14 protein-coding genes are annotated in these 16,070 nt (G+C 71.1%); 11 read left to right on the forward strand and 3 right to left on the reverse strand.

The features are described 5' to 3' along the window. The first annotated feature begins 32 nt into the window (after positions 1 to 32). A complete protein-coding gene (locus SPOPO_RS29485; protein ID WP_019875324.1) occupies positions 33 to 2,138 on the forward strand; it encodes a galactose oxidase-like domain-containing protein in 2,106 nt (701 codons plus the stop codon). After that, positions 2,135 to 3,250 carry a hypothetical protein gene (locus SPOPO_RS0113380; protein WP_019875325.1) on the forward strand — a complete coding sequence of 372 codons (1,116 nt, stop codon included), beginning with the start codon at positions 2,135 to 2,137 and terminating at the stop codon, positions 3,248 to 3,250. Before SPOPO_RS29485 ends, SPOPO_RS0113380 begins: the two co-directional genes overlap by 4 nt. On the opposite strand, the gene SPOPO_RS0113385 is transcribed toward SPOPO_RS0113380, so the two are convergent. Further along, complete coding sequence (locus SPOPO_RS0113385) at positions 3,216 to 4,994, reverse strand: GMC family oxidoreductase N-terminal domain-containing protein (protein WP_028984754.1); 1,779 nt, start codon at positions 4,992 to 4,994, stop codon at positions 3,216 to 3,218. The two genes, SPOPO_RS0113380 and SPOPO_RS0113385, sit on opposite strands and share 35 nt — an antisense overlap. A 7-nt stretch (positions 4,995 to 5,001) precedes the next feature. Further along, entirely contained in the window at positions 5,002 to 5,898 is an 897-nt protein-coding gene (locus SPOPO_RS0113390; protein ID WP_019875327.1) for a hypothetical protein, read from the reverse strand. A gap of 185 nt (positions 5,899 to 6,083) precedes the next feature. On the opposite strand from SPOPO_RS0113390, the gene SPOPO_RS0113395 reads away from it, so the two are divergent. The 9 genes from SPOPO_RS0113395 (at position 6,084) to SPOPO_RS0113435 (ending at position 14,745) form a co-directional block, all read left to right on the forward strand. Then, positions 6,084 to 6,755, forward strand: coding sequence for a hypothetical protein (locus SPOPO_RS0113395; protein ID WP_156869871.1), 672 nt, complete (start codon positions 6,084 to 6,086; stop codon positions 6,753 to 6,755). Positions 6,756 to 6,764: 9 nt separating this feature from the next. Then, positions 6,765 to 8,300 (forward strand): acyl-CoA synthetase, encoded by a 1,536-nt coding sequence (locus tag SPOPO_RS0113400; protein WP_019875330.1) that lies wholly within the window; start codon positions 6,765 to 6,767, stop codon positions 8,298 to 8,300. Positions 8,301 to 8,406: 106 nt separating this feature from the next. Next, positions 8,407 to 9,141: a DUF4386 family protein gene (locus SPOPO_RS32835; RefSeq protein ID WP_019875331.1), complete on the forward strand. Its 735-nt coding sequence runs from the start codon at positions 8,407 to 8,409 to the stop codon at positions 9,139 to 9,141. Next, positions 9,138 to 9,887, forward strand: coding sequence for a hypothetical protein (locus SPOPO_RS0113410; protein WP_019875332.1), 750 nt, complete (start codon positions 9,138 to 9,140; stop codon positions 9,885 to 9,887). The genes SPOPO_RS32835 and SPOPO_RS0113410 overlap by 4 nt, the downstream gene beginning before the upstream one ends. Further along, entirely contained in the window at positions 9,884 to 10,477 is a 594-nt protein-coding gene (locus SPOPO_RS0113415; RefSeq protein WP_019875333.1) for a cytochrome c oxidase subunit 3, read from the forward strand. Before SPOPO_RS0113410 ends, SPOPO_RS0113415 begins: the two co-directional genes overlap by 4 nt. Positions 10,478 to 10,503: 26 nt before the next feature. Further along, positions 10,504 to 10,803 carry a cytochrome C oxidase subunit IV family protein gene (locus tag SPOPO_RS0113420; RefSeq protein ID WP_245541712.1) on the forward strand — a complete coding sequence of 100 codons (300 nt, stop codon included), beginning with the start codon at positions 10,504 to 10,506 and terminating at the stop codon, positions 10,801 to 10,803. A 9-nt stretch (positions 10,804 to 10,812) separates the two neighbouring features. Continuing rightward, complete coding sequence (locus SPOPO_RS0113425) at positions 10,813 to 12,474, forward strand: PEP-utilizing enzyme (protein ID WP_019875335.1); 1,662 nt, start codon at positions 10,813 to 10,815, stop codon at positions 12,472 to 12,474. A 121-nt stretch (positions 12,475 to 12,595) separates the two neighbouring features. After that, the gene (locus tag SPOPO_RS0113430; RefSeq protein ID WP_019875336.1) at positions 12,596 to 13,093 is read left to right on the forward strand and encodes a hypothetical protein; all 498 of its coding nucleotides are present in this window, start codon (positions 12,596 to 12,598) and stop codon (positions 13,091 to 13,093) included. Between the two features lie 200 nt (positions 13,094 to 13,293). Continuing rightward, positions 13,294 to 14,745: an HNH endonuclease signature motif containing protein gene (locus SPOPO_RS0113435; protein WP_084671074.1), complete on the forward strand. Its 1,452-nt coding sequence runs from the start codon at positions 13,294 to 13,296 to the stop codon at positions 14,743 to 14,745. A gap of 8 nt (positions 14,746 to 14,753) precedes the next feature. Here SPOPO_RS0113435 and SPOPO_RS0113440 read toward each other — a convergent pair whose 3' ends face one another. Continuing rightward, on the reverse strand, positions 14,754 to 16,070 hold the full coding sequence (locus tag SPOPO_RS0113440) for an FAD-dependent oxidoreductase (RefSeq protein ID WP_028984756.1): 1,317 nt from the start codon (positions 16,068 to 16,070) through the stop codon (positions 14,754 to 14,756).

Raw genomic sequence — 16,070 nt, forward strand, 5'->3', positions numbered from 1 at the left:
GCGACCGCGGACGCCCGCGTGAGGTGGTTTCCATGCGCAAGCCGATCCTGGCGGCGGGAGCCGCGGCGCTCGTCGTCCCCCTGACGCCGAGCCTCGGCACGGCGGCTCCGGCCCTGACCGCGGCCGACACCGGCCTGTTCTCCGCCCTGTTCGAGGAGCCGGCGGGCAAGTACGGCACCGACTGCATCTCGGCGAACGACCCGCGCCCGCGCTGCAAACCCACCGCCAACGCCGTCTCCCAGCTCGCCGACGGGCGCCAGATCTACTGGAGCGGCCTGGAGGGCATGGACGAGCCCGAGCTCTCCGTCGTCGCCGAGTTCGGCCACACCGCGCTCAACAGCGGCGCCCGCCTGCTCGACCTGCGCAGCGGCTCCCCGAAGTGGAAGCCCACCGCGCCCTACGACGCGCTGATCAACGCGAACGGCAACCCCGACAACGAGTACCTGCCGCTCGTCCCGCACAACAACGACAAGACCGACAACGACGGCGACCTGTTCTGCGCCGACCTCAACTTCCTCGCCGACGGTCGCCTGCTCACCAACGGCGGGACGGCGTACTACGAGGAGCCGGGCATCCCCGGGACCAAGTACGGCGTCGTCGAGCTCAATGGCCTGAAGAACACCCGCATCTTCGATCCGCGCACCGACCGGTGGAGCGAGGTCGGGAAGATGAAGTACGCGCGCTGGTACCCGACGATGGTGACCCAGCCCGACGGCTCGATCCTGACGTTCAGCGGCGTCGCCAAGATGATGAAGCCGTACTACCCCGACCGCCCCGCGGACTCGGCGGCGAACGAGCGGCACGTCGAGCGCTTCGACCCGAAGACCGGCACGTGGACGGTGCTGCCGGACTCGGCGAACAAGTCGCTCCCGCTGTACCCGCGCATGCACCTGCTGCCCGACGGCCGGACGTTCTTCAACTCGCAGGGCCAGGTCGTCAATCCGATGGGCTACGCCTGGGACGAGGCGACGTGGAGCCTCACGTCGGTCTTCGACCCGAAGACCAACTCCTGGACCGACCTCGGCATCAACGATTTCGGCGGCCTGCCGCTCGGCTTCCGCGGCTCCGGCTTCTCGATGATGCTGACGCTCAAGCCGGGCGACACCACCGCGAAGTTCCTCTCGGTCGGCGGCGTGCCGTTCGCGTGGCCGGGCGGCTACTTCGGTGTCCCGTACACGACGATGACCGAGGTCGGGCCGGGCAACAGCTTCAAGTCCTACGCGAGCGGCAACCTGCACAGCCCGCGCTGGTACAACGACGGCGTCCTGCTCCCGACCGGGCACGTGTGGGTCGTCAACGGCGCCGACCGCGACCACCTCGCGGCGCCCGGCATCGACATCGCGAACCGGACGACCGAGCTGTGGGACCCGGCGACCGGCCAGTGGACGGTCACCGCCGCGCAGTCGCACGGCCGCACGTACCACCCGACCGCGATGCTGCTGCCCGACGGCCGCGTCCTCGTCGGCGGCCACGCCCCGGCCGGTTTCCTCTACGGCCGTCCGACCGACGCCGCCGAGCAGAACCTCGGCATGTCCCGCAACTACGCCGACCCGACCTTCCAGATCTTCAACCCGCCGTACCTGTACTGGGGCAAGCGGCCGGTGATCACGAAGGTGAACCCGAACTGGTCGACGAACCGGACGATGACGGTGAACGTCGACCGGCCGAGCGAGATCTCCAGCGTCCGCCTGACGCGCAACCCCACGGTCACCCACCTGATGGACGGCGACCAGCGCAACGTCGAGCTGAAGATCGTCAGCCGGTCGAAGAACTCGGTCACCGTCGAGGTGCCGAACAGCAACTACCTGCCGGCCGGCCCGTACATGCTGTACGTCCACACGAAGTCGGCCAAGGGCGAGATCCCCTCGGTGTCCCGGCAGGTCTTCGTCGACGCCAAGCTGACGAAGGCTCAGGTCAAGGACCTGCAGATGCGCGCGTCGGGTCTGGTCCGCGGTGAACTGCTCGCCGGCGTGCCCGAGGTGCCGGCCGCCGGTGACCTCGGCAGCCCCGGCCCGAGCCAGGGTCCGCTTCGGGACGTGGCCGACCTCGCCGTGCTCCCGGGCACGGCGTCCCGCACGGTGTCCGGGCGGCGGCCCGGTCGCCGGCGTTCGGTGACCCTGACCCGACGGGCCCGGTGACGTCGGTCCGATCCCGCGCCGGTGCGGCGGCGGCCGCGGTGCTGCTCGCGGTCGCCCCCGCCCTCGGTGCGGCACCCGCGCACGCCCACGGCGGGGACCCGACGCTGGTCCCGATCGTCCGCGAGATCGCCCCGGCGCTGCCGGCGGAGATCGTCGTCCAGGCCCGGACGACGGTCAGCGAGCAGCTGATCGTCGCCAACCCGACGGCCACTCCGCTGCTCGTCCTCGACCCCGCGGGGCTCCCGTTCCTGCGCATCGCCGGGACGGGGACGCACGGCAACGTGAACAGCCCCTGGTTCCACCGCACGCTGAACCCGCCGGGCGTGACTCCCCGCCTGCCGGAGTCGGCGAAGCCGGGCGCGCAGGCGAAGTGGGTGCGCCTGAGCCGCGAGGGCAGCTGGGGCTGGTTCGAGCCCCGCATGCACCCGTTCGAGCCGGGCCGCGAGCCGGCGACCGGCGCGGACCCGGAACTGACGACCTGGCAGGTCGGGCTGCGGTACGGCGAGCGGCACGTCCGCGTCGAGGGAGCGCTGGAACGACGGACCGTCACGGGCTCGTTCCTCGCGCAGCCCGACCCGCGCTCCGACGGCCTCACCGCGACCGTCGCGCCGGGGTCGGTCCCGGCGATCCTGCTCGTCGCACCGTCGGAGCGACGGGTCGAGATCGCCGGCCGGGACGGCAAGCCGTTCCTGCGGCTGCGGCCCAACGGCGCGTTCGTGAACACCGACAGCGTGAGTTTCCGCGACAACCCCGACCTGCTCGACGCCGTGGGCAGGCGGACCGGCTGGGTCCGGGTCGGCGAACCGGGCCGCGTGCGCTGGCTGGAGCCGCGCCTGCAGTACTCCGCGGACCGCCCGCCTGAGGTCGTCGAACGCGCCGCGCGCCCGGCCGAGCTCGGGCGGTGGGAGGTCCCGCTGACCGTGGACGGCACGGCCGCTCCGTTGACCGGCACACTCACGTGGATCCCCGCGAACACGGCGCCGAGCGCCCTGGGCGGGGACGCCGGCAGCAGCTTCCCGTGGCTCCCGGTGCTGGTCGGGGGAGCGGTGGTGCTCGGGGCCGGCGGCCTGGTCGCGGTCAGTCGAGGCCGAGCTCGACGAGTCGCCGCGTGATGCGCCGGTCGGTCGAGACCGTCGGGCTCCCGGTCCGCACGTAGGGATCGCCGCCGAAGTACTTGACGAAGATCTGCTCGGCCGTGCGCGTGGCGAGCGCCTGCGTGGTCAGCGTCGGGTTCGGGCCGCCGATCGCGTTCGGCAGCGCCGAGTTGTCGGCGACGAAGAGCCGCTGTACGAACCGCGCCTCGCCGGTCGGGTCGAGGACCGAGTCGGCAGGGTCGTGGCCCATCCGCATCGACGACTGCACGTGCAGGATCAGCGGTGGCCAGTCGAGCCGGATCACCTTCTTCGCCCCGGCCGCGCGCAGGACCTCGGCCGCGCGGTGGGCCAGAAACTCGCGGTTGGCCAGCGTCCGCCGGCTCCGTGCGCGCTTGGCGAAGCTGACCTTCGGGGCGGCGCCGTGCTCGTCGGCGACCATCGCCGACAGCGAGGTCCGGTTGCCGGGCTCGACGTCGTCGTCGACGAGCGTGACGAAGTTCAGCAGCCGGTCGACGTCGGAGAGGATCTCCTTGAGCTCGTTGCCGATCGGGCGGCCGGACGGGCCGTCCCACGGGCCCGTGATGCCGCGTCCGTTCGTGTAGGCACCGCGCACGCCCGAGTCGCTGAACGTCGTCGCGAACGCCTGCAACGCCGGCGGGAGCCCGACGTGCTCGAGGCAGCCGTGGCCGGGGAAGTCGACGCGCGCCGAGGAGCCGGTGCCCTTCGACGAGCCGGTGTAGAAGTCGCAGACGCCGACGAGCCAGTCGAAGGCGTGGTCGGTGAAGCCGCGCCCCACCCAGTCGTTGGGGTTCGGCAGGCCGGAGTTCAACCACAGCCGCGGCGTCTCCACGCACCCGCCGGCGAGGACGACGACCTTCGCGTCCTCGCGGTGGTGCTCGCCGGTCCGGCCGTCGCGCCACGTCACGCCGGTGGCCACGGTCTCGGACCCGCGCTGCTCGGAGTGCACCTGCGTGACGTAGGAGTCCGCGCGCAGCTCGACGGCCCGGCCGCCGGGTGACCAGGCGTCAGCCGTGATCGCCATCGGGATGTAGGAGTTGTCCGTCGAGCGCTTGGCCTTGAGGTTGCGCGGCGCCCGTCGCGGCTGGATGCACCCCTGGAAGCAGTAGCCGCACATCGTGCAGCCCTTCGCCTGGGGGTAGAGCAGCTTCCGGTCGTCGTTGGTGCGGCCCGCGGTGCCCTCCGGCTGCAGGATCGCGTTGGGCTGCGGACGGTAGGAGTTCCGCGCGACGTTCCGGCCCCGGTTCAGCGGAAGTCCCAGCTTCTGCGCGCCGCGGAAGATGACCTCCTCCTTGGTGCCCATCGCCGCCGGCGCGACCGGCAGCGTCTCCTCGACCCACTCGTAGTACGGCAGGAAGTGCCGGTAGGAGAACGGGAACGGGTGCGCGGTGTCGTAGGCCGCGCGGTCGGCCCCGGTGTACCCGGCGAACACCCCGGGCATCGCGCGCAGCGAGTTCGCGTAGTAGTGCAGCGTGGTCCCGCCGACGCCCGCGACCTGCCAGAGGAACGACGGCTGCGGCAGCTCCCGGAACCACGGCGGGGCGCCGAAGCGGTCGCTCGGCCCGACGCGGAAGTAGCCGTCGATCAGGTTGTTCGCGTCGTTCTCGTAGTCGGTCCACTCCGACTCCGGCTTCGCGTGCCGCGGGCCGCCTTCGAGGAGGAGCACGTCGAGCCCCTGTGCCGCGAGCTCCTTCGCCACCACCGGCCCGCCGGCTCCGGCGCCGACGACGATCACGTCCCTCATTCCGACATCACCGCAGCCCCCGGTGGTAGCCCCGGAACTCGGCGTGCCCGTTCGGCGGGGTCTTCCGCCCCGGCGCGAAGTTCGACAGCGTCCAGCCGAGCGGCCGCTCGCGGGCGGTGCGGGTGGCGCGGTCGAAGACGGCGAACTCGCTGTAGACCGCGAAGGCGGCGAAGTTCGGCAGCGACGCCCCGAGCAGACCGAGGACGCCGGAGAACGCGCTGCGCATCGGCTCGGCGAGGTCGCCGTCGATGCGCTCGGCGATCGCGGGGCTGTCCTCCTCGAGGCGCCGGAACGCCTCGGTCTTGCCCGCGTGGGAGAGGTTCGCGTACGGCGACGCCGGGAACGGCCCGGCGACCGACGCCGGGTCGACCTGGACGGCCAGGCCGTTGAGCAGCATCGCGACGACCAGCGTGATCGGGACCGTCCGATCGCCGGCGAACAGCGCCTGCAGCTCGTCGTCGACGGCGGTGAACGCCTCGAGTGGGACGGCCGGCAGGGGAGCGGGCGCGGTGCTGCTGACGCCCGTCGCCAGGGCCTGGGCGACCGGGCGCAGCATCTCGTCGGAGGCCGGGACGTAGCGGTCGAGGCCGTACAGCAGGAACTCGCCGGCGCCCGCCTCGACACCGCCCGGCGTCGGGCTGGTCTCGCCCTGGGCGACCGAGTACGGGTCCTTCCCCGGGACCACCCAGGCCGCGAGGCCCCGGTAGGTGTCCTGGGAGAGCACGTGCAGCGCGGCCCCGGGGTCGGCCGCCGGCGCGGGAGCCGCGGCGCGGGGCGCGGTCAGGGCCTCGGTCAGGGAGTCGGCCCGGGCTGCCGTCGGGGCGACCAGCAGACTCGCGCCGAGGACGCCGAACTGCACCAGGAACTGCCGCCGGCCGAGGAGGCGGCGCTCGAGGTCGGGCATCGGTATCGGTCACCGCCGTCCGGGGGCGAAACAGGCGAAACGGGCGCGGACTTCGGATTCAAACATCGCTCGGGCGGGCTGGCGAGGCCTACGCACGGGTTTGTCCGTTCGTTCGAAGGGCCAGGTTTACCCCCTTTGTGACTACCGAATCGGGGCCATCAGTGATCTGATAGAGAGCTGTGAAGGTGCGGTGGAACGCTCGGAGCGCCGGCGGCGCGGTCGTGACCGCGGCCGCCGTTGTCGTCCTGGGCGCCAACCCGGCCCTCGCGGACGCGAGCACGACCGACGGAGAGGCCCCCTCCTTCGCCCACCGCCAGGTCGGCATGCAGGTCGGATCGACCCCCGTCGCGGTCCACGCGGAGTTCGCGGTCCCGGCCTGGCTGGTGCCGCTCGCGCCCGAGCGCCTCGTGTCGCTGAACGACCCGGCCGGTCGTCCGGTCCTGCGGCTCGACGCCACCCGCGTGCACGCGCGCACCCAGACCCAGACCAACACGGTCCGGGACCAGCTCGGCGTCGTCGACCGGGTCGCGCGGCCGACCGCCTCGTCGCTCGGCACGACGGTCGACAGCGTCCGCGGCGCCCCGGCCGCGGCCCGGCCGAGCAGCGCCCGGCCGGCGGCCGTCCCGGACGCGGCGGCCACGCCGTCCCGGACCCGCGGGATGCTGTTCCCGCTCCAGGTCGACACCTCCGCCACCGCGCTCGGCGGCGACTACGCCTGGGTCCCCATGCAGGGCGTCGCCGGTCCGGCGGGCGGGTCGACGGGTCTGCCCGAGCTGGCGGGCTTCGGGGCCCTGGCTCTCGGGGTGGCCGCGGCCGGCGTCACGGTGGTGCGCCGGCGCGCAACTGCGGCTGGGTAACCTCGCCGGGTGTTTCCCGGGGTTCATGCTGCGTCCACGCCGGACAAGCCGGCCGCCGTCCTGGCGGGCACCGGCGAGACGCTGACCTACCGTCAGCTCGACGAGGCCTCGCTGCGTCTCGCGCACGTGTTCCGCGCCGCCGGGCTGCGCCGCGGCGACGTCGTCGGCATCGTGACCGACAACCGCCTGGAGGCCTTCGAGGTCTACTGGGCCGCGCTGCGCTCGGGCCTGTACTTCACCGCGATCAACCACCACCTCGCGGCGGAGGAGGTGGAGTACATCCTGCGCGACGCCGACGTGAAGGCGCTCGTCGTCTCGGCCGGCAAGGCCGAGCTGGCGGCGGCGGTGCGCCCGGCGGCGGACGTCGCGGTCGCGCTGGCGTTCGGCGGGCCCGTCGCAGGTTACGACGACTACGCAGAGGTCCTCGCCGCCGCCTCGACGGACCCGCTGCCCGAGCAGCCGCGCGGCATGATGATGCTCTACAGCTCCGGGACGACCGGCCGGCCGAAGGGTGTCCGTCCGCCGCTGCCGCGGACCTCGGTCGACGAGCCCGGCGACCCGCTGGTGCAGCTCAACCACGACGTCTACGGCGTTGACGCCGACACCGTGTACCTGTCGCCGGCGCCGATCTACCACTCGGCGCCGGTGAAGTGGTGCCACTCCGTCCACGCCTACGGCGGCACCGTCGTGATGATGGAGCGCTTCGACGCGGAGGCCACGCTGCGGTCCATCGAGCGCTACCGGGTGACGCATGCTCAGTTCGTCCCGACGATGCTGATCCGCATCCTCAAGCTCGACCCCGGGGTGCGTGCCCGGTACGACGTCTCGAGCCTGCGCGTCGCGGTCCACGCGGCCGCGCCCTGCCCGGTCGAGGTCAAGGAGGCGATCATCGCCGAGTGGGGCCCGATCGTCTGGGAGTACTACGGCTCCACCGAGTCGCTCGGGGTCACGATCATCGACAGCGAGCAGGCGCTGGCCCGGCCGGGCTCGGTCGGAAAGCCGGTGCTCGGGGTCCTGCACATCTGTGACTCCGACGGGCGCGAGCTGCCGGCGGGTGAGGTCGGCACCGTCTACTTCGAGCGGGAGTACCTGCCGTTCCGGTACCACAAGGACGACGAGCGGACGCGGTCCGCGCAGCACCCCGAGCACCCGAACTGGGGGACGGTCGGGGACCTCGGCTACGTCGACTCCGACGGCTACCTCTACCTGACCGACCGCAAGGCGTTTCTGATCATCTCCGGCGGGGTGAACATCTACCCGCAGGAGGTCGAGAACGCCCTCGCGCTGCACCCCAAGGTCGCCGACGTGGCGGTGGTCGGGGTGCCGGACCCCGAGATGGGGGAGTCGGTCGCCGCCTTCGTCGAGGTGCCGGCGGGGGTCGAGCCGTCCGACGAGCTCGCGACCGAGCTCCGCGAGTTCGTCCGCGCCCGGATCGCCCACTACAAGGCGCCACGGACGGTCACGTTCGTCGACGCGCTGCCCCGCACCCCCACCGGGAAGCTCGTGAAGGGCCGGCTGAGAGGCAGCTCGAGCCATAAGTCGTGACGATCCGGGGTTGACCCGGCCGTGTGCCGTCCTTCAGGATAGACACTCTGTCCAGTCACTCTGTACAGGCATCCCGCGTCCTCCGAGGGATCGTCAGGAGACGACGGTGAGCAAGCAAGTCCAGACCGTGATGGCGTGGAGCGGCGTCGCGTTCGTCGTGGTCTTCTTCGCGGGCTTCCTGATCAGTGGCTTCTTCCCGCCGATCCAGCCCGACGACACCCCGCAGCAGATCGCCGAGCGCTACGTCGCCGACCAGGACCGGATCCGCGCCGGCATGGTCCTGATGATGATCGGCTGCGTCTTCCTGATGCCGTTCGCGGCAATCGTCAGCGCGCAGATGGCGCGCATCGAGGGCCGGTGGACGCCACTGACCTACCTCAACCTCGTCGCCGGGGCGGTCGGCACGGTCGCCGCTCTGCTGCCGGTCCTGCTCTTTCTCGGGATCGCCTACCGGCCCGAGAACCGCGACCCGGAACTGCTCCAGGCGCTGAACGACTTCGTCTGGGTGCCGTTCATCATCAACTGGCCGCCGGCGTTCGTCGAGGCGCTCTGCATCGCGGCGGTGATCTTCACGGACCGGCGGGCGAACCCGGTCTTCCCGCGGTGGATCGCGTACTTCCTGATGTGGACCGCGATCGCGTTCCTGCCGGCCTGCGCCCTGCCGTTCTTCTACGACGGACCCTTCGCCTGGGACGGCCTGCTCACCTTCTGGCTGGCCGCGGTCTTCTTCGGCTGCTTCTATCTCGTGATGTCCTGGGCCTGCCTGCGCGCCGTGAAGCAGCAGTTCGCGGCGGGCGGCACCGACACCGACGCCCAGATTCCGGACCTGTTGCCTGCATGAACACACTCTCGACCACCACCCAGCGGGGGATGACCTACTGCGCCCTCGCGTTCTGCGCCGTCTACGGCACCGGCATCCTGCTCGCGGGTTTCGTCCCGCCGCCGTCGCCGAACGACAGCGCCGAGGAGATCTCCGACTTCTTCGCCTCGAACACCGGGCGGATCCGCACCGGGACGCTGCTGATGATGCTCGGTGGCGCGCTGATGATCCCGTTCTTCGCCGTGCTGACGCTGCAGATGCGCCGCATCCGCGGGCGGTTCGACGGACTCGCGCTCGCCCAACTGGTGGCCGGTGGCATCGCGGTGTGGGTCTTCACGCTGCCGCCGATCGTCTTCGCCGTCGCGGCGTTCCGGCCCGGCCAGAACCCCGATGTCACGCAGATGCTCAACGACCTCGGCTGGTTCCTGTTCGTCTGGAACCTCGGCACGGTGACGTGCCAGGCGGTCGTCATTGCGATCGCGATCTTCTCCGACCGCGGGGAGCACTCCGGCGACGGTGAGCCCGTCTTCCCGCGCTGGGTCGCGTATCTGAACGTGTGGGTGGCGATCGGCTTCCTGCCCGGAGCCGCGCTCACGTACTTCAAGACCGGGATCTTTGCCTGGAACGGCGTGCTGGCCTTTTGGCTCGCGGCCGTGCTGTTCTTCTCCTGGATCCTCGTCCTGTTCTGGTCCACGCTGCGCGCGGTCAACCGTGAGGCGGCGCAGGCCGTTCCCAACCCGCTCGTCGGAAAGGAAGTGCCCGCATGACCGCGGAGGTGGAAGCCCCGCCGGAACGCCCAGCCAGCAAGGGGCATGTCCCGGGTGAACCGGGTCTGTGGGTGTTCCTGCTCGGGGACATGGTGGTCTTCGGGATCTTCTTCGGCACGATTCTGGTGCTGCGGGGCCGGGAGCCGGAGATGTTCACCTCCTCGGCCGAGACGCTGCACCTGGAGTGGGGTGTCGCGAACACGATCGTGCTGCTGACGAGTTCGTTGTTCGTGGTTCTCGGCATGCATCTGGCGCGGGCACGGCACCACCGGGCGCCGATGTTCTTCCTGGCCGCGATCGCGTGCGGGCTGTTGTTCGCCGGGGTGAAGGCGATCGAGTACACCTCGCTGATCTCCGACGACCACACCGCGTCGGTGAACGACTTCTACACCTACTACTTCATGTTCACCGGCATCCACCTCGGCCACGTGGTGCTGGGCATGGGTGGTCTGCTGGTCGCGATGCGGATCTCGCGTCCGACGGCCAGTGGCACTCACCGGATGGCTGCGTTGGAGGGTGTCGCGAGCTTCTGGCACCTGGTCGACCTGCTCTGGATCATGTTGTTCGCGACTCTCTACCTGGTGCGCTGATGACCTCGCCGACTGCGGAATCCCCGATGACTGTCGAATCGATGACCGGCTCTGCGCTGAGGAGCCCGGCCGTGCGGGCCTCGTTCGTGGTGTGGGCGGCGCTGGTGGTGTTCACGGTCGCCTCCTTCGCCCTGGGTGGGGAGCACCTGATCGAGAACAAGGAACTGGCCGCCGCCGTCGTGATCGGCATCGGCGCGATCAAGGTCCGCCTGGTCGGGCTGCACTTCATGGAGCTGCGCCATGCCCCGATCGCCCTCCGCCTCGCGTTCGAGGCCTACTGCGTCCTGATCTTCGGAGTCCTCATGGGGATCTACCTGTTCGTCTGACGGAGAGAAATGCCTGACGCCTCCTCCCGCTGGTCCGCCTCCCGCTTCGTCGGGGGGTCAGAAGGCCGTGTCGACACGCTCGACAACGCGGACTGCAAGCCCGACGTCTGCTGGACGACGGGCAACGTCGCCGACGCCTTCCCGGGTGTGTTCACCGCCTTCACCTTCTCCTTCGTGCACGAGCCGATGGAGATCGCGATGCGGCGGATGTTCCACACGCTCGGGGTCTTCACCGCCGACGAGCTCAGCGTCTCGCCGCGGCTGGAGGACCAGTTCTGGAACGCCTTCGCCGGGCGGGCCGCGGCGAACATCGACCAGTTCCGTCGGGTCGCCGGCCTGCTGCCGGGGACGTCGGCGACGGCGATCGAGCAGCAGCTGTTCGGCTACGTCCGGCCGGAGACCGTCGACGACAACAGCCTGCACCGGTACCCCGCGATCCTCGCGAAGGCGCCGCGTGCGGTGACCACGCTGCCGAAGCGGCACGACGCGATGTTCGCCGACCTGCGCGCCTGGCGCCTCGCGTCGCTCGCGCGCGTCCCCGACCTCGACGAGGCGGGTTGTCTCGAGCTGATCGGCGACGCCAAGCACCGCTTCGGGCGCTTCATGCTCGAGCACCTCATCGTCGCGTTCGTCAGCTCGGGCCTTGCCGACCGGCTGACCGACCTCACGACCAAGGCCGGGCTGCCCGGGTTGGAGGCGCGGCTGCTCTCCGGCGTCGGGTCGGACGAGAACGAGGTCGCGAACGACCTGTGGGAGCTTGCGCACGAGCAGCTCTCGTTGGCGGAGTTCCTCGACCGGCACGGGTACCACGGCCCGAACGAGGGTCAGATCTCCGGCGTCTCCTGGCGTGAGGACCCGTCACCGGTGCTGAACCGGCTCGCCGACTACCGCAACATTGCGGCCGACGACCCGCGGGCGCCGCGCAACCGCAGCGCCGCGCAGGCGCGGCTGCGGGCCGAGGCGGCGGCGGAACTCGGCAGCACGTCGCGGGTCGTGGGCGCGCAGGTCCGGCTCCTGGTGAAACTGACGGCCCGTTTCCTGGCGCTGCGCGAGCAGGGCAAGGCGGGCTACCTGCTGACCTTCGACGTGACCAAGGCGGCCTGCCGGCGGCTCGGGGCGTTGCTCGTGGAGCGCGGCGTGCTCGCCGACCCGGAGGACGTCTTCCACCTCACCCACGGCGAGCTCGTCGACGGGCTGACCGACCTGCCGGGCGGGCTCTCGGTGGCCGACCTCGTCGCGACCCGGCGGGCGCTGTACGAGGAGCGCACGGATCTGCGCCTTCCGCAGGCGTGGCAGGGCGTCCCGGTGCTGACCAAGGTCGAGGAGCCCTCGGCCGAGGGCTCGGCGGTCGGCGCGGTCGTGAAGGGTCTTGCCGCCAGCAGCGGCGTCGCCGAGGGTCGCGCCCGTGTGGTCCGCGACCCCGCGACCGCGGAGTTCGACGACGGCGACATCCTCGTCTGCGAGAACACCGACCCGGGCTGGATCTCGCTCTTCCTGGTCGCCGCAGCGGTTGTGACCGACCAGGGCGGCATGCTCAGCCACGGCCCGATCGTGGCCCGCGAGCTCGGCCTGCCGTGCGTCTGCGGGACCGAGGACGGCAGCCGCCGCATCGCCGACGGCCAGCGGGTGCGGGTCGACGGCGACGCCGGCATCGTCACGGTGCTGGAGTGATTGTCGGGACTTGAGGGACAAATCGGACAATCCTGGTAATTTCCTCACGTTCGGATGAGCCGGGGTTGGGCGGACCGGCGGAACGATGGGCACCTGAATTTTTCGCCTGTCGGAGGCCCTCATGCGGAAGCTCACCCGCGCTGCGCTCGTCCTCGGCTCCTCGGCCGCGCTCGTCCTCGGGACCGCGGCCGCGTCCCCCGCTGCCCGGCCCGCCGACGACGGCGTCCTCGGCGCGATCCTCGGCGGTGCCCACGACCGCGTCGGCGACCGCGACGGCCACGACTGGGACGAGAACGAGTCCCGGTGGACCGAGGAGGTCGACCGCTGGAAGGACGACGACCGGTGGGACAGCGACCGGTGGGACAGCGACCGGTGGGACTGGGAGAACGAGGACGAGGACGACGACCGCGACTTCCGCTGGGAGAACGACGACTCCGACTCCGACGACGGCGCCTCTGTCCTCGAGCTCGGCGGCCTCCAGCTGATCACCGTCACCGAGGGCGTCGAGCTTCTCAACCTTGACCTCGGCGACGAGGACCTCGAGGACCGTCGCTGGAACGATCGCGACGCCGATGACGACGATGACGGCGGCCTGAACATCGGCGGCCTTCTCGGCTGACGCCGCGTCAGATCCTGGGCGCACCCGCCTCCGGCGCCCGTACCGGCACGGGGACCCTCACGGGGGGTCCCCGTGTCGGCGTGTGCAGCCAAGACCGGGGCTCCGCTTCGCTGACTTAGCGTCAGAAATCTGTGACTACAGGGGCAGGCGAGGTTGCCATAGTACTAGAACATATGTTCGAATACCGGTAAGCTCTGTCCATGACCGTGGGGGCGGTGGCGGGGACGCATCCGGCAGTGACGCTGCTGGCGGACGCCGCCGAGCTCACTCGCAAGGCCGTGGCGATGCTCGCTCCGGAAGAGGTCTGGACCCTCACCAGCGCCGACCTGGAGCTGACCCTTCGCGCCCAGTCTGAGCTCGACTCCGCGGTCGCGGCGGTCGGGGTGCGGGCGGTGCGGGAGGCCGATGTCCGCGGGCTTTCGCTGGCCGACGGGAAGATCTCGACCGCGGTCTGGCTGGGCCAGAAGCTGAACCTGCACCCGGTCGAGGCGCGGGCGCGGGTCAAGGACGCCGACATCCTCTCTCGCAAGGGCACCGCCACCGTCGAAGCTCTCGCCGACGGAAAGCTCAACCGGGATCAGGCCCGCGCGGTCGCGCGGAGTCTGCGCAAGATCGAACCCATCGGCTCGGCATCGGAACTCGCGAAGGCGGAGACGTTCCTGCTGGCCAAGTCCCACGGCGTGGACCCCGGGGCGATCCTGCGCCTGGGCAAGCACATCGAAGAGGTCATCGACGAGGACGGCAAACCCCCGGCACCGGACCCGGACGACCCCACCGGCGACGCCCCGGCGGAGTCCAAGCGAGCGGCCCGCGCGCAGCGGAAGCGGTCGCTGACGATCACGGATCTGGGCAACGGGCTGCACCGCGTCCGCGGGGAGCTGACTGACGAGGTCGCGGCCCTGGTCAAGGCCGCCCTCGACCCCCTCGCCGCCCCGCGACCCGCCGTGAACGGCCAGCGCGACGAACGATCAGCTCTGCAGCGCCGGCACGACGCGCTCGGGGACGTGTTCCGCCAGTTCCTGCGCTTCGGGGATCTCCCCCCGTCCCACGGTGTCCGGCCGCACCTGCACGTGACCGCGTCGGTGGAGACCATGGCCGGGGACACCGGGCACCCGTTCGCCCGCACCGCGACCGGTGAGGACCTGGACATCGCCACCGTGCAGCGGATCGCCTGCGACGCGGGGATCACCCCGATCGTGGCGAACACCCTCGGGGTGCCGTTGGCGATGGGCCGCGAGGTCCGCACCGCCACCCCGGCCCAGTGGGCGGCGCTGGTCGCCCGGGACATCGGCTGCATCGGCGACGGCTGTACCCGTCCCGCAGCGTGGTGCGAAGCGCACCATATTGAGTGGTGGGACCGGGACGACGGACCGACCGACGTGGACAAGATGGCCCTGGTCTGCTCCCACGAACACTATCTGATCCGATCATCACCGCGCAGAGACCCACCGCAACCACTGACCGCGTTGCAAGGGAAGGGCTGGGGAGTGCGGATGGCCGCCGACGGCCATCCGGAGATGATCCCTCCGAAGTGGGTGGACCCGGAGCAACGCCCGAGACGTAACGCCCACTGGCAACTCATCCGCAACGGCCTCAAGGTTCCGCCGGAGGAACCGCCACGGCCCCCACCGGAAACGCCCCGCCGCGAGTAGAACGTTGGTCAGTCGAGGGTGTGGCCGGCGGCTTCGAGCATCCCGGCCCAGGTGTGGACCTTGACGCGGGCGGCGTTGCCGCGCTTCTCGCCGAGGGCTTTCTCGGCGGCGTCGAGGGAGTTCCAGTTCTCGAGCTCGACGAGCTTGGCGACGCGGGAGCGGACGAGCTCCAGCGCGGCGCCGGGGCTGACCTCGCGCTTCAGGAGCTCGTCGCGGTCGCCGAGGATCACCTCGACGGTGTGGTCGGCGTCGGAGCGGTTGGTGCCGATGACGCCGGTGGCGCCGCGCTTGACCCAGCCGGCGGCGTACTCGCCGAGCTCGACCTGACCGCCGATGACGCGGTGGTCCTCGGTCGGGACGACCTTGTTCGCCTCGTCGAACGGGACGCCCGGCACGGGGACACCGAGGTAGCCGATCGAGCGGAAGACCAGCCCGACCGGGAGGTCCTCGCTGCCGTCGCCGGCCTTGATGCGCAGACCCTCGACGCGGTCGGTGCCGAGCACCTCCTGCGGCGGCGCGTAGAAGTGCAGGTGCAGGCGACGCTCGGCGCCGGTGCGCTCGCGGGTCGACCACGAGCGCATCTCGTCGACCATCTTCTGCAGGTTCTTCTCGAGCTCGTCTGGGATGTCCGCGAAGTGCGCGGGGTCGACGATCACGTCGACGCCCTCGAGCTCGCCCATCTCACGCAGTTCCTTGAGCGTGAACTTCACGTGCTCCGGGCCACGACGGCCGACGATGTGCACGTCGCGGATCTGGGAGGCGCGCAGCGCGTCGAGGACGGTGTCCGGCACGTCGGTGGGGGAGAGCTCCTCGGGGTTGCGGACGAGGATCCGCGCGACGTCGAGGGCGACGTTCCCCAGGCCGATCACCGCGGCGTGCTGGGAGTCGAGCTGCACCGGCTGGGTCTCGGCGTCGGGGTGCCCGCAGTACCAGGCGACGAAGTCGGTGGCCGCGATGCTGCCGGGCAGATTCTCGCCGGGGATGCCCATCGGGCGGTCCGTCGAGGCGCCCACCGTGTAGACCACCGCGTGGTAGTCCGCGAGCAGTTCGGTGGTGGTCAGGTCGCGACCGAGCTCGACGTTGCCGAAGAACCGGACCGTCGGGTTCTCGATGACCTTCTGCAGCGTCCCGGCCAGGTTCTTCATCTTGAGGTGGTCCGGTGCGACGCCGTAGCGGAGCAGACCGAACGGTGCCGGCAGGCGGTCGTAGATGTCGACCTCGGTCCCCGGCTCCTTCTTGGTCAGGGAGTCGGCGACGTAGATTCCGGCCGGTCCGGCACCGACCACAGCAACACGGAGCGGGCCACCCGCAGCAGGCGAAGTCAC

Origin of the sequence: Sporichthya polymorpha DSM 43042 (assembly GCF_000384115.1) — a bacterium.
In the GTDB taxonomy this organism is placed as follows: domain Bacteria; phylum Actinomycetota; class Actinomycetes; order Sporichthyales; family Sporichthyaceae; genus Sporichthya; species Sporichthya polymorpha.